11 protein-coding genes are annotated in these 13,400 nt (G+C 60.9%); 5 read left to right on the forward strand and 6 right to left on the reverse strand.

The genetic code is table 11. The annotated features are described in order from the left end of the window. Positions 1–113: 113 nt before the first annotated feature. Positions 114–1,001 carry a KPN_02809 family neutral zinc metallopeptidase gene (ypfJ, locus tag CLV41_RS07945; RefSeq protein ID WP_103221782.1) on the reverse strand — a complete coding sequence of 296 codons (888 nt, stop codon included), beginning with the start codon at positions 999–1,001 and terminating at the stop codon, positions 114–116. A 105-nt stretch (positions 1,002–1,106) separates the two neighbouring features. On the opposite strand from ypfJ, the gene CLV41_RS07950 reads away from it, so the two are divergent. Then, positions 1,107–1,658 carry a hypothetical protein gene (locus tag CLV41_RS07950; RefSeq protein WP_456238940.1) on the forward strand — a complete coding sequence of 184 codons (552 nt, stop codon included), beginning with the start codon at positions 1,107–1,109 and terminating at the stop codon, positions 1,656–1,658. A 21-nt stretch (positions 1,659–1,679) separates the two neighbouring features. On the opposite strand, the gene CLV41_RS07955 is transcribed toward CLV41_RS07950, so the two are convergent. Beyond that, positions 1,680–2,219 (reverse strand): L,D-transpeptidase family protein, encoded by a 540-nt coding sequence (locus CLV41_RS07955; protein WP_103221784.1) that lies wholly within the window; start codon positions 2,217–2,219, stop codon positions 1,680–1,682. A gap of 192 nt (positions 2,220–2,411) precedes the next feature. Here CLV41_RS07955 and CLV41_RS07960 point away from each other — a divergent pair, with 192 nt between their 5' ends. Both CLV41_RS07960 and CLV41_RS07965 read left to right on the forward strand, forming a co-directional pair. Next, entirely contained in the window at positions 2,412–3,095 is a 684-nt protein-coding gene (locus tag CLV41_RS07960) for a response regulator transcription factor (protein ID WP_103221785.1), read from the forward strand. A gap of 67 nt (positions 3,096–3,162) precedes the next feature. Further along, positions 3,163–3,627: a Crp/Fnr family transcriptional regulator gene (locus CLV41_RS07965; RefSeq protein ID WP_208987369.1), complete on the forward strand. Its 465-nt coding sequence runs from the start codon at positions 3,163–3,165 to the stop codon at positions 3,625–3,627. A gap of 9 nt (positions 3,628–3,636) precedes the next feature. Here CLV41_RS07965 and CLV41_RS07970 read toward each other — a convergent pair whose 3' ends face one another. The 4 genes from CLV41_RS07970 to CLV41_RS07985 form a co-directional block, all read right to left on the reverse strand. Then, positions 3,637–4,518 (reverse strand): protein-methionine-sulfoxide reductase heme-binding subunit MsrQ, encoded by an 882-nt coding sequence (locus tag CLV41_RS07970; protein WP_208987370.1) that lies wholly within the window; start codon positions 4,516–4,518, stop codon positions 3,637–3,639. Between the two features lie 188 nt (positions 4,519–4,706). Continuing rightward, complete coding sequence (gene leuD / locus CLV41_RS07975) at positions 4,707–5,312, reverse strand: 3-isopropylmalate dehydratase small subunit (RefSeq protein WP_103221788.1); 606 nt, start codon at positions 5,310–5,312, stop codon at positions 4,707–4,709. Between the two features lie 37 nt (positions 5,313–5,349). Continuing rightward, entirely contained in the window at positions 5,350–6,300 is a 951-nt protein-coding gene (argC, locus tag CLV41_RS07980) for an N-acetyl-gamma-glutamyl-phosphate reductase (RefSeq protein WP_103221789.1), read from the reverse strand. An 84-nt stretch (positions 6,301–6,384) separates the two neighbouring features. Next, positions 6,385–6,951, reverse strand: a complete 567-nt coding sequence (locus CLV41_RS07985; protein WP_103221790.1) for a peroxidase-related enzyme — start codon at positions 6,949–6,951, stop codon at positions 6,385–6,387. Between the two features lie 95 nt (positions 6,952–7,046). Here CLV41_RS07985 and CLV41_RS07990 point away from each other — a divergent pair, with 95 nt between their 5' ends. Further along, complete coding sequence (locus CLV41_RS07990; RefSeq protein WP_103222010.1) at positions 7,047–11,858, forward strand: NAD-glutamate dehydrogenase; 4,812 nt, start codon at positions 7,047–7,049, stop codon at positions 11,856–11,858. A 143-nt stretch (positions 11,859–12,001) separates the two neighbouring features. Beyond that, a complete protein-coding gene (locus CLV41_RS07995) occupies positions 12,002–13,381 on the forward strand; it encodes an MFS transporter (protein ID WP_103221791.1) in 1,380 nt (459 codons plus the stop codon). The last annotated feature ends 19 nt before the right edge of the window (positions 13,382–13,400 follow it).

The following is a 13,400-nucleotide window of genomic DNA, read 5'->3' on the forward strand; positions in this document are numbered from 1 at the left end:
TCATTGGCGGTCAATCGCCCTTATATGGCGGAAAATACCGGAAATTACCAGTGGGGCTATTTCCGGATTGCCAGACGGTGGCGCACCATATGTCGCGGGAAATCCGGCCGGGATCAGAGGCTTTCCGCCCTGAACGTGTCGCAGGCTTCGATGCGGCCGGACTGGAACCCCTTTTTGAACCAACTGGCGCGCTGCGCCGATGTGCCATGGTTGAAGGTTTCCGGGACCACGTAACCCTGTGACTGCCGCTGCAAGGTGTCGTCGCCGATGCGGCTTGCCGCATTCAGCGCCTCGTCTATGTCCCCCTCCTCGACGAACCCCTGCTGGCGGGCGGCGTAATGCGCCCAGATCCCGGCGAAGCAGTCCGCCTGCAGCTCGACGCGCACGGAAAGCGCATTGCCCTCCTCCTTGCTCATGGTCCGCCTGGCCTTGTGGAACTCGGGCAGAATGCCGAGCACGTTCTGGATATGATGACCGACTTCATGCGCCAGAACATAGGCCTGGGCGAAATCGCCTGGAGCGTTCAGCTGCGTGGCAAGCTCCCGGTAGAAGGACAGATCGATGTAAAGCTTGCTGTCAGCGCCGCAATAGAACGGGCCGGTGGCCGAGCTGGCGTAGCCGCAGGCGGAGGGCACAGAGCCGGAAAACAGCACCAGCGTCGGCTCCGGATAATCGGCGCCATGCCGGTCGAGCAGCTGCTGCCAGGTATTTTCGGTATCGGCAAGGACAACAGAGATGAATTGCGCCGTCTCGTCATCCGCGGCGGACCGCGGCGCCTGGCTCTGGCTGCGCGGCGCTTCGAAACCGCCGCCTTCCAGTTGCCCGAGCAGCGTCAGCGGATTGATGCCCATGAACCAGGCTATCCCGGCGACGACGAGAATGCCGGTCAGGCCCAGCCCGCCGCCGGCACGCGCCCGCCGGCCGGACGGCATCCGCATGCGCCGGCCCGAGCCACGCCTGTCATCGATGTTGCTGCTGCCGCGGCGGCCCTTCCAGCGCATGTCTTTTCCATTTCGTCTGTTCGATCTGATTTGTGAATAGCAGACCTCAAAGACAACACCCAACGCAAAAGGCGCCGCGCGGCAGGAGAAATCCGCGCAAATGTGATGCCGGTTACAGCCGCCCCGCCAGGATTGAAGCAATCTCATCATGCGCAAGCACCAACAAGGATGATGCAGATGCCCGACGTTACCGAACAGCAGGCTCGTCGTTTGATCGCCTTCGCGACCCAGCGGATGGGACAGGTGGAAGGAAACGGTCAGTGCTGGACGCTGGTCGACAACGGTTTTCGCAGTGTCGGCTTTCACAAGCCCTCGGCGACCTATCGCTGGGGACGCGTCGTGGAACAGCTGGCCAACGCCCGGCCGGGAGATGTTTTCCAGTTTTCCAATTTCCGGGTGGCCGTCAGGATCGAAAGCGCCGATGGCAGCTGGACGGAGGCAACCCAGAGCCGGGGCGCGCCGCGTCACACCGCCATTTTGGAAAGTATCGACGCGAATGGCGTCGCCACTTTCCTGGAAAGCAATGTCAACGACAGTTTCGACGTTCAGCGTAACCGCTTCCACGTCCGAACGGCGGATCTCGAGGAAGGCGGCGACAGGACGACCGTTCGTGTCAGCGGTTCCTTCACGATCTACCGGCCCCAGGTTTCCGAATAAGGCAATTTCACAACGGGCTTTTCAGGCGCGAATCAGCATTTCCGCAGCCGGGCCGATCCTGGAAAGGATCAGCCGCATGTGGTCCGGCGCGACGGCGACGCAGCCTTCCGTCGGACGGTAATCCTCCCGCGCGATGTGAAAGAAGATGGCGCTGCCCTTGCCCTTCACCGCGGGGAGAAGATTGCAGTCCAGAACCACGACAATGTCGTAGAGCCTGTCCTCGCGCCACATTTTCTCGTGACTGGCTGCAAAGGGCAGGTCGACCGGCCGGTTATAGCGGGCATGTCCGGGATCGTCGCACCAGCCCGAGCCGGGCGTCAGCCGTTCGACCGGCAGGCGCGTTGCCGGGGGCAGGTGCCTGTCCGGCCGGTAATAGACATGCAGCAGTCCGAAACGGCCGGCCGGGGTTCCCCCGTCGCCTTCCTTTTTGCGGATCAGGATGCCGGACCGACCCAGGGAACACGGAACCGTGATCCCGCCGAGGCGCAGGATGCCTTTGCTCCGGTCGCGCGGCAAAGCCCGGACCTCGAGGCAATCCGCCGGTTTTTGCTGTTTCCTCATGGTCTCTCCGTCGCATTTTCCGCAAGTCGCGGAAGCCATTGATAAACCGGTCCTAAACCCCGCGTGAAGAAGAATTGACGAAGCAATGCTTGTATGACGAGTATTTCCCGCGCACATAGAGGCAGGAACACGCTTGTGTCATTCACACAAATCGACGTGATCAGTATTCAGCATTTGGCGAGGACAGCAACGATGACCGCCCGCACAATCTTGATTGTCGACGACGATACCGAACTGCGCGAGGCGCTGGTTGAACAGCTTTCCCTTTACGACGAGTTCGAGACCATCCAGGCGGATTCGGCAAGCTCGGGCATTGCCCTGGCGAAGGACGAGCATATCGACCTGTTGCTGATGGATGTCGGCCTGCCGGACATCGATGGCCGCGAGGCGGTCAAGCTGTTGCGCAAGAACGGTTTCAAGTCACCGATCATCATGTTGACCGGCCACGACGGCGACAGCGACACGATCCTCGGCCTGGAGGCCGGCGCAAATGATTATGTCACTAAGCCGTTCAAGTTCGCGGTATTGCTCGCCCGGGTGCGGGCGCATCTGCGCCAGCACGAGCAGAGCGAGGACGCCACATTCGCCATTGGCCGGTATTCTTTCCGTCCGGCGGCAAAGGTCATGCAGGACGATGCCGGCTCCAAGGTGCGCCTGACGGAAAAGGAAACCTCGATCCTCAAGTTCCTCTATCGCGCCGGTGAGAAACCGGTCACGCGGGATGTGCTTTTGCATGAGGTCTGGGGCTATAATTCCGGCGTCACCACCCACACGCTGGAAACCCACATTTACCGTCTCAGGCAGAAAATCGAACGCGATCCGTCCAATGCCGAGCTCCTGGTGACAGAAGCCGGTGGATATAAGCTTGTGCCATAACGGAAAATCATCGTAAATCTGGGGTATGAGCCTTGCCCAAGACATAGCGATTCTCAAACAAATCCCGATGCTTTCGGACTTCTCTGACGATCAGCTCCGCCTGCTCGCCTTCAGCGCCGAAAGCATGGATTACGGTAACGGCCAGCGCTTGTTCGACGAGGGCGAGCGGGCCGATGGCGGGCTGGTGATTACCAGCGGCACAGTCAGCCTTCAAAAACGGGGCAAGGACGGATACGACGAAGTCGACCGCGTCGCTGAGGGAACCCTTCTGGGGGAAACCGCGCTGCTTGCCGAAAACAAGCGCCCCTGCCGCGCCGAGGCTGCTGGCCCGGTCCGCATCATCCGCATCCGCCGGGCGCTTTTCAAACGCATGATCCAGGAATATCCCGAGCTCGCCCAGCGTCTGCTCGACGTGCACGCCGCCCGCTACCGGCAGACCGTCGCAGCCCTTCGCCCGATCGGCGAGAAGATGGCCGAACTGGAACAGATCAACGCCGAACGGCGCAGGCGCAACGACGAGACACAGTCGTAATTACCAGCTTCACGCCTTTTTCAAACGCAGCCTGTTGCCTGCGTGTTTTCCCACTGTCTGCAGAAGTGCCATCGCACTGACGGCAAGCCCAGAGATTCCGACCCACACGGCGGGGCGAATGCTGGTGGAGACATTGAAATTCGCCTGAAAGACCCTGTCGGCGGGAATTCCGGTCGCAAGCGCATACCAGGCATATTCAATGGCTGCGGTCGCTGCCGCACCGAGCAGCGCGCAGGCGGCCAGCACGAGAAAATTCGACAGCGGGAAGCCCGTCTTCACCGTCAGCCGGTAGAGCATCAGCAGCGCGAAGACCCCGGCCATCAGCGTTGCCTGACCGACATCGGATTTCGACTGCAGAAAGAAATGAAAAAGGGCAAGCACCGCCACCGGATAGACCAGAAGGTGAAGCCTGTTCCAGTTGGGTCCCAGCCGGCGGACCGCACTGTCGAAGGACGTTGCCCCCAGAACCGCCAATCCGGCGAGCGCGGTAAAACCGACAATCAGGTAGAACCTGATGAAGATCTCCGACACGACCTTGGACAGGTTCCAGTGTTCCGAGGCGGCGTAAAGTCCCAGATGCAGGAGTGCATAGGCGAGAACCGAGACGCCGATCATGCGCCGGAGACCTATGACCCTGTTCCAATGAAAGACCCGCCTGAGCGGCGTGACCGCAAGCGTCAGCAGCAGGAACCGTACGGCCCATGTGCCGCTCTCGTGAAGCGCCTTTTCGGAGGGCTCCGGATAGACCGGTCCGAACGCCAGATCGAAAAAGATCCACGCGGCGGGAAACAGCAGCAGCACAAAGACGCACAGCCGCAAACCGGACAGCTCTCCCCGCCGGTCGGTCCAGGGCGCGTAATGCCGAAGCATGAAGTGTTTGGTGGAAGTCAATGCCATCTTCCGGATCTAACCCGCCGCCCCGCACCTTTCACTGCACAGCTTTTCAAGCCTGTGTGAAGAAAGGTTCACCGACAAATTAGAACCGACCGCCCCGATCACGAGCGAGGGCCGCTCGGCAGGTCCCGGCTCAAGGCCGGGACAGCGCTGAGAAAGATGTGGAGATTCGGCTTTGAACGGTCTCACACCCAGGGACGGTTTTCGCCCAGTTTACCCTCGAAGGTTTCGATCTGCTCCGCCTTGGCCATTGTCAGGCCGATGTCGTCAAGTCCGTTCAACAGACAGTGCTTGCGGAACTGATCGATATCGAAGGCGATGTCGCCGCTTTCCAGGCCCTGGATCCGCTGGTTTTCCAGGTCGATGGTCAGCGTGAAATTGGCGCCGCGCTCGGAAGCGTTCATCAGGGAGTCCAGCTCGTCTTGGGACACCTGGATCGGCAGAATGCCGTTCTTGAAGCAGTTGTTGTAGAAGATATCGGCGAAAGACGTCGAGATCACACAGCGGATGCCAAAGTCGAGAAGCGCCCAGGGAGCGTGTTCGCGCGACGAGCCGCAGCCGAAATTATCGCCGGCGATCAGTATCTTGGCATTGCGGTAGGCCGGATTGTTGAGCACGAAATCCGGGTTTTCCGATCCGTCGTCATTGGTGCGCATTTCGTGAAACAAGGCGGTTCCGAGACCGGTCCGCTTGATCGTTTTCAGAAACTGCTTCGGGATGATCATGTCCGTGTCGATGTTGACGATCGGCATGGGGGCCGCGACACCGGTCAGGGTTTCGAATTTTTCCATTATATTTCTCCTGAAAGGCCGGAAGGCGAAGATGGACTCAGGCGGCCAGGCTCGTGGCCTGATCGACTCCGAGCATCAGATTGAGGTTCTGGACGGCCGCGCCGGATGCGCCCTTGCCCAGATTGTCATAGACCGCGAGGATCGCCGCCTGGGCCCGGGCGTCATTGGCGAACACATGCAGGCGCAAACGATTGGTGTCGTTGAGCGCCTGCGGGTCGAGAATCTCGGCCCGGTCCAGGGCTTCCAGCGGCGCGACATCGACAAAACCGTCGGGGCAGCCGGCATAGTGATCGGCCAGCGCATCGTGAAGCTGTTCGCCCGTCGGCACCTTGTCCAGTCCCGCCAGGTTCAGCGGCAGGATAGTGAGCATGCCCTTGTAATAATTCCCGACCGACGGTGTGAACAGCGGCGTGGCGTCCAGCAGCGCATATTCGCTCATTTCCGGCAGATGCTTGTGATTGAAGGTAAGCCCGTAAGGTGCAAAGGCGCTGGCGCTCGCACCGCGGAGTTCATAATCGGCGATCATCGACTTGCCGCCGCCGGAATAGCCGGAAATGCCGTGATAGGTGAGCGGAAAGTCGGCCGGAAGCAGATCGGCGGCGACGAGCGGACGAACCGCCGCGATCAGGCCCTGCGGCCAGCAGCCCGGATTGGCCACCCGCATGGCGGCGGCGATGATATCGCCCTGGTCGGCATCCATCTCCGCGAACCCGTAGGCCCAGCCTTCCGCGACCCGGTGGGCGCTGGAGGCATCGATCACCCGCGTTGTGTCGTTTTCGATCAGCGCGACGCTTTCCTTTGCCGCGGCATCCGGCAGGCAGAGAATGGCGACATCGGCGGTGTTGAGATACTCGGCCCGGGCAGCCGGATCCTTGCGGCTTTCCTCCGGAATGGAGATCAGTTCCAGGTCGCGGCGCATGGCAAGGCGTTCGCGGATCTGCAAACCCGTCGTTCCAGCTTCGCCATCTATGAATACGCGCGCAACCATCGCCCGTTCCTCTCCTCTTTTTAAAGTCGAAGCGTCATACACCCAATTCCCGGGCTTGTCACCGCTTGCGGACATGCCGAGAGCTCAACGGGCCCTTGAATGATACTCATCATTCGGCCGCATGTCCGAAGCCGCCGCCACCCGGTTGGTCATGTTGAAAAACGCCGCAACCGAGGAGATATCCCAGATGTCCCGGTCGCCGAACCCCGCATCCCTGAGCGCCTGTCGGTCGCTTTCGACGATCTCCGCGGGCGTTTGCGTCAGCTTGACGGCGAAGTCGAGCATCGCCCGCTGACGGACGCTCAGCTCCGCCGCGCGGTAGTTCATCACCATCATTTCGCCCAGGATCGGATCGCCCGACAGTTCCCGGACCGCCGCGCCATGCGCGGCTAGGCAATAAAAACAGTGATTGACGGAAGATACCGCAACGGCAATCATTTCACGTTCAAGCTTTGTCAGCCCGGACTCCGCCAGCATGAGCTCGTTGTACATGTCGGTGAAGGCGCGCAGTTTCGTTTCATCAAAGGAATAAGCCTTGAGCACATTGGGCACCATTCCCAGCTTCTCCTGGCAAAGATCGAAATACGCCTGTGTCTTTTCGCTGAGCGCCTCGCCGGGGTCGATTTGCAAGGCCGTGACTTTACTTGACAATTTGCTACTCCCGTCATGAAAGCTTCTATGTCGCTGCAATAAACAAGTCTACCATGCGACAGAGCCAAACCATAAGATCGCCTAGGGGGATGATTATGCCGGACAAACACGACGTCGAGAAACTCAAACTTATCGACGCGGTCCAAGCAGGCCTGAGCAAGGAAAACACCGACCTCGCCGAGTTCGCCCGCGCCTTTTACGACCGGGGCGCCGCGGAAGATCTTGTCACTTACAGTTCCGAGGAACTGACCGGCTTTGCGCGCGATGCCTGGCAGGACTTCCAGAATCACGAACTGGGCACGCACCGGGTCTCCGTTTCCGATCCCTCCTTCAAGGCGAAAGGCGGCAAGGCGAGTAATCTGACGATCATCGAGATCGTCAACGACAACATGCCCTTCCTGGTCGAATCGGTGATGGACGAGCTGCAGGAAAGCAAGCTGGAGGTCCATCTGGTTCTGCATCCGATCTTCATTGTCGAGCGCGAGGACAATGGCAGGCTCTCTTCGGCGGTCGGCCGCAAAAAACCACCGAAGCGCAAGGACCGCCAGGAAAGCCTGATCCATATACATGTGACGCGGATCGATTCCGATGCGACGCGCAACGAGCTGCGGGACCGGATGGACAGGGTTCTCAGCAGTGTCCGCGCCGTGGTCAGCGACTTCAAGCCGATGCAGGAACGCCTTGCGGAGGCGATCGATACCTACAAAACCACGCAGATCCCCGGCAGCAGCGACGAGTTGTGGGAAGCCATTCATTTCCTGGAATGGATGGAAAACGACAACTTCATCTTCCTCGGCATGCGCGAATACAAGTTCGAGGGCGGCGTGGAAGAGGGGGAGTTGTCCCCGCATGACGGAACGGGGCTCGGACTACTGGCCGATCCGGATGTCAGGGTGCTGCGCCGAGGCAGCGAGTTCGTCCAGATCACGCCGGAAATCCGCGAATTCCTGAAAAAACCCGAACCCCTCATCATCGCCAAGGCCAATGTGAAGAGCAATGTGCACCGCCGGGTTCACATGGATTATGTCGGTGCCAAGCTCTACGACGATGACGGCAACATGATGGGCGAGCTGCGCATCGTCGGCCTGTTCGCCTCCACCGCCTATACCGAACCGACCAGCACCATTCCGTTCCTGCGCCGCAAGGTGGCCAGTGTGCTGGCGCGCGCCGGCTACGATTCGGAAAGTCATTCCGGGCGGGCGCTCAGGAATGTTCTGGAAGCCTATCCGCGCGACGAACTTTTCCAGATCGACCGCGACCGCCTGTTCGAGTTCTCCATCGCCATCCTGCAGCTGGACGAGCGCCCGCGCATCCGTGTGCTTTCGCGCCCGGACAAATTCGACCGATACGTCTCCATCCTCGTCTTCATCCCGCGCGACCGCTATACGACGGAAGTGCGCCTGAATGTCGGCACCTATCTCGCATCCGTCTACGAGGGCCGGGTTTCCGCCTGGTATGTCACCTACCTGGAAGGTCCGCTGGCGCGGGTTCACTACATCGTCGGCCGCGACAAGGGCGAAACGCCCAGGCCGGACCAGGAAGACCTGGAAGCCGCCGTCGCCGAAATGGTGCGCACCTGGTCGGACAGCGTGCGCGACGCTCTCAAAACCCAATTCGCGCCGGCACAGGCGCGCAAGCTCGCCGACCGCTATGCCCTCTCCTTTCACGGCGGCTACAAGGAAGTCTACAACGCACAGAACGCGCTGTTCGACATCGTCAAGCTTGAAACCCTGTCCGAGCGGATCGAGACCACCATCACCTTCCACCGGCCCGCCGGCACCAAGGAAAACCGGCTGGCTCTGAAGGTCTATCACCGCGGCTCGCCCATTCCGCTTTCCGCCCGCGTCCCGCTTCTGGAGAACATGGGTTTCAGGGTGATCAACGAACGCACCTACCGGGTCACGCCGGCGGATGCGCCGCTTTCCTATCTTCACGAAATGACGCTTGAAACCCGGGCCGGAGAAGACTTCGACTTCGCCGACCAGCTTCAGTCGCGACTGGAAGCGATGTTCCTGGCTGTGTGGACCGGCAACGCCGAGGATGATGGCTATAACCGCCTGGTCCTGACCGCGGACCTTGCCTGGCGGGATGTTGCCGTGGTCCGGGCCCTGTCGAAATATCTGCGTCAGGCCGGCATTCCCTTCTCCGAAGACTACATGTGGTCAACCCTCAACAATTATCCGTCCATTGCCGCCAAGCTGGTGGAAATGTTCCATTTGCGCTTCAATCCGGATGTGACCGAAAAGGACCGCGACCTCGGCACGGAGCGCCTGCAGAGCGAACTCAACGCCGATCTGGAAGACGTCTCGAGCCTCGATGACGACCGCATTCTGCGGCGCTTCCAGAACACCATCGAATCGATCCTGCGCACGAATTTCTATCAGCTCGATCGCGATGGCCTGCCCAAGCAGACCTTTGCCTTCAAGATCGACAGCCGTCAGATCGACGACCTGCCGCAGCCCCGCCCCTTCCGCGAGATTTCCGTCTACAGCCCGCGTATCGAAGGCGTTCACCTGCGTTTCGGCAAGGTTGCGCGCGGCGGCCTGCGCTGGTCCGACCGTCCGCAGGATTTCCGCACCGAGGTTCTGGGCCTCGTCAAGGCTCAGCAGGTGAAGAACGCCGTCATCGTCCCGGTGGGCGCAAAAGGCGGCTTCGTTCCCAAACAGCTGCCGCCCATGAGCGACCGGGATGCCTGGTTCAAGGAAGGCACCGAGAGCTACAAGATCTTCATCAACGCGCTTCTGGACGTGACCGACAATCTGGACGAGGACAAGGTCCTGCCTCCGGAGCGGGTGCAGCGGTTCGATGGTGACGATCCCTATCTCGTCGTTGCCGCGGACAAGGGCACGGCCACCTTCTCCGACACCGCCAACGGCATTTCCGAAAGCCGCAACTTCTGGCTGGGCGACGCGTTCGCCTCCGGCGGCTCCGCCGGCTACGACCACAAGAAGATGGGCATCACGGCGCGCGGCGCCTGGGAAGCGGTCAAGCGCCACTTCCGTGAAATGAACCGGGACATCCAGAGCGAACCGTTCACGGCCGCGGGTGTCGGCGACATGTCCGGGGACGTCTTCGGCAACGGCATGCTGCTGTCGAAAACCACCAGGCTCCTCGCCGCTTTCGATCACCGGGACATCTTCATCGATCCGGATCCTGACCCGGCCACGACCTGGGAAGAGCGCAAGCGTATCTTCGACATGGGCCGGTCCTCCTGGAAGGACTATGACACGGGGCTTTTGTCCAAAGGCGGCGGTGTCTTTTCCAGGCAGCTCAAGTCCATTCCCCTGACGCCGGAAATCAAGGCACTGTTGAACCTGACGAAGTCCAGTGCCACCCCACAGGAAGTCATGACCGCTATCCTGAAGATGGAAGTGGATCTGCTCTGGTTCGGCGGTATCGGGACCTATATCCGCTCAACCGACCAGACCGATGCCGAAGCCGGCGACCGGGCCAACGATCCGATCCGCATCACGGCCACCGAAGTCGGCGCGAAAGTCATCGGCGAGGGCGCGAATCTCGGCCTCACCCAGCTTGCCCGCATCGAGTTCAACAAGAAGGGCGGGCGCTGCAACTCCGATGCGATCGACAATTCCGCCGGGGTGAATTCCTCGGATATGGAGGTCAATATCAAGATCGCCCTCGGCGCCGCGGTCAAATCCGGCAAGCTGACCCTCAAGCAGCGCAACCAGCTGCTCGCCAAAATGACCGACGAGGTCGCTGAACTGGTTCTGCGAAACAACTATCTCCAGACCCTGGCAATCTCCATGACCCAGCTTCGCGGCTCGGAGGATTTCGGCTACCAGGTCCGCATGATGCGCCAGCTGGAACAGGCAGGACTTCTCGACCGGGCGGTGGAACAGTTGCCGGATGAGGCAACGCTCGCCGAAATGCGCAAGGCCGGCCAGTTGATGACCCGGGCCGAACTCGGCGTCCTGCTGGCATACGCGAAACTTACATTTTACGACGCCTTGCTGGAAAGCTCGGTGCCCGATGACGATTATCTGGCCCGGGAACTGTTCCGTTATTTCCCCGATCAGATGGCCACCAAATATCACGAAGAGATCAACGGCCATCGGCTGCGCCGCGAAATCATCGCGACCATGCTGGCGAATTCGATGATCAACAGGGGCGGGGCGACATTCCTGACCCGCCTGATGGATCAGACCGGGGCGACACCGACGGACATCGCCCAGAGCTTCGTCGCCGTGCGCAACAGTTACGACCTCACCGATCTCAATACCGAGATCGACGCGCTCGATACGCGGATCGACGGCGCGCTTCAGCTTGAGCTTTATCTGGAAGTGCAGACGCTCCTTCTGGAACGGGTTGTCTGGTTCAAGCGCAATGTCTCCTTCGAAAAGGGCCTGTCCGCCGTTGTCGACCGCTTCGGTTCCGGAATCACCGCCCTGAGGGACCGCCTGGAAAGCCTGCTTCCCGAGGAACAGGCCACCTTCCTGAATGACAGGGCCGCGGAATATGTCGCCCAGGGCGTTCCGGACACCCTTGCAAAACGTATTGCCTGGCTGCCCGCGGAGCGGACCATTCCGGATATCGTCATCGTGTCGGAGGAAACCGATGCCGATCTCAACACCGCCGCCACGGCATATTTCGAGATCGGCCACCACTTCCGCATCGGCGCAATGCATGAGCTCGCCAACGACCTCAATGTCCAGGATTATTATGACGGCCTCGCCCTCGACAGGGCACGCGCCACCCTGGTCTCCGCGCACCGCGCACTTGCGATCGAGGCGATCAAATGCGGCGGCTTCACTACCTGGCTTGAAAACCACGAGGTCGAAGTCAGCCGCCGCCAGCGCGCGGTCACCGAAATGCTCGATGGCGGCTTGAGCGTCTCCAAGTTCTCCGTCGCGGCCAGCCTGCTGTCGGAAATCTACACTCACGCCTGAGTGCGCAAAACATGATAAGGCTCGAAAAGGCCGGCAGTCCCGCTGCCGGCCTTTTCATCGACCCGGCGCTTCGGGCATGACGACCGGAAGTCTGACGGCTTCCGGCAGAATTCGTGACGGAAACCCGTGGGATTGAGCATCAGATGACAGTCGTTTCAGATATTTTGCCTGAAAAACCCGACCGGCGCGCAATCCTGTCCTGGGCGCTTTTCGACTGGGCCGCACAGCCCTTTTTCACGCTGATCACGACGTTTGTCTTTGCACCCTATTTCGCCTCCACACTGGCCGCGACTCCGGCGGAAGGACAATCCCTGTGGGGCTATGCCACCGCCGCCGCCGGGCTATGCATTGCGCTTCTGGCGCCCGTTCTCGGCTCCGTCGCGGACGCCACCGGTGGCCGAAAACGCTGGATTTTCGTTTTTTCCATTCCCTTTCTCGTCTGCTGCTGGGCCATCTGGTATGCCGCTCCCGGCAACCCGCACGCTATTGCCATCGCGCTGACGGCCTTTGCCATCGGCACTCTCTCCATCGAGATCGCGACCGTCTTCAACAACGCCATGATGCCGTCTCTCGTGCCGGCGGCCCGCATCGGACGCCTGTCGAGCTTCGGCTGGGCCATCGGCTATGCGAGCGGCCTCATCACCCTGGTGATCGCTCTGGGCTTTTTCGCCGCCAGCCCGGAAACCGGCAAGACGCTTCTGGGATTCAAGCCGGTTCTGGGTCTCGATGCCGCGACCCAGGAAGGCGACCGCGCCGTCGGGCCATTCTCCGCGCTCTGGTATCTCGTCTTCGTATTGCCGATGTTCCTGTTCGTGCCCGATATGCCCCATCAGGCCAGACTGGGGCCGGCCATCCGCAAGGGCCTGCGCGATCTTGCGGGAAACCTTTCCCGTGCCCGGTCCAACCGCAATATTTTCCTGTTTCTGCTTGCCAACATGATCTTCAAGGACGGCCTGGTCGCGCTGTTTGCCTTCGGTGGCATTTACGCCGCGGGCCAGCTCGGCTGGGGGTCCATCGAAATCGGCACATTCGGTATCATTCTCACCATCACCGGCGTGCTCGGGCTGATCCTGGGCGGTCCGATGGACGACAGATTCGGAGCCCGGCCGGTCATCGTGTTTTCGCTGATCGTGCTGATGATCTGCGGCCTTGGCATGATCTCCATCGACAGGACCACGGTGTTTTTCGTGATCACGACCAAGGCAGCACCCGAGGGCGCGCTGTTCGCGTCCCTGCCGGAGCAGGTGTTCATCGGCCTCGGCGCGGCGATCGGTGCCGTTTCCGGTCCCCTGCAGGCCTCCTGCCGCAGCCTGTTGATCCGTCTCACCCCACGTGAGCACGTGACCCAGTATTTCGGCCTGCTGGCCCTTTCCGGCAAGGTCACCAGCTTTCTCGCGCCACTCACCGTTGGCGTGGTCACCGCTCTCACCGCCAGTCAGCCGGCCGGAATGTCGGTCATTCTCGTGTTCTTCGCGGTGGGACTGACGCTGCTGCTTCTGGTGAAGGAAAGACCCGGCGGGTGAGGCGGCAAAGAGCGGAATG

It is taken from the genome of Roseibium marinum (assembly GCF_002906165.1).
Classification (GTDB): Bacteria; Pseudomonadota; Alphaproteobacteria; order Rhizobiales; family Stappiaceae; genus Roseibium; species Roseibium marinum.

Excerpts from the sequence above, each read along its gene's own strand:
- ypfJ (WP_103221782.1), bottom strand. The coding sequence starts at position 1,001 with ATGCGCTGGAAGGGCCGCCGCGGCAGCAGCAACATCGATGACAGGCGT.
- CLV41_RS07950 (WP_456238940.1), top strand. The coding sequence starts at position 1,107 with ATGCCGGTTACAGCCGCCCCGCCAGGATTGAAGCAATCTCATCATGCG.
- CLV41_RS07955 (WP_103221784.1), bottom strand. The coding sequence starts at position 2,219 with ATGAGGAAACAGCAAAAACCGGCGGATTGCCTCGAGGTCCGGGCTTTG.
- CLV41_RS07960 (WP_103221785.1), top strand. The coding sequence starts at position 2,412 with ATGACCGCCCGCACAATCTTGATTGTCGACGACGATACCGAACTGCGC.
- CLV41_RS07965 (WP_208987369.1), top strand. The coding sequence starts at position 3,163 with ATGCTTTCGGACTTCTCTGACGATCAGCTCCGCCTGCTCGCCTTCAGC.
- leuD (WP_103221788.1), bottom strand. The coding sequence starts at position 5,312 with ATGGAAAAATTCGAAACCCTGACCGGTGTCGCGGCCCCCATGCCGATC.
- argC (WP_103221789.1), bottom strand. The coding sequence starts at position 6,300 with ATGGTTGCGCGCGTATTCATAGATGGCGAAGCTGGAACGACGGGTTTG.
- CLV41_RS07990 (WP_103222010.1), top strand. The coding sequence starts at position 7,047 with ATGCCGGACAAACACGACGTCGAGAAACTCAAACTTATCGACGCGGTC.
- CLV41_RS07995 (WP_103221791.1), top strand. The coding sequence starts at position 12,002 with ATGACAGTCGTTTCAGATATTTTGCCTGAAAAACCCGACCGGCGCGCA.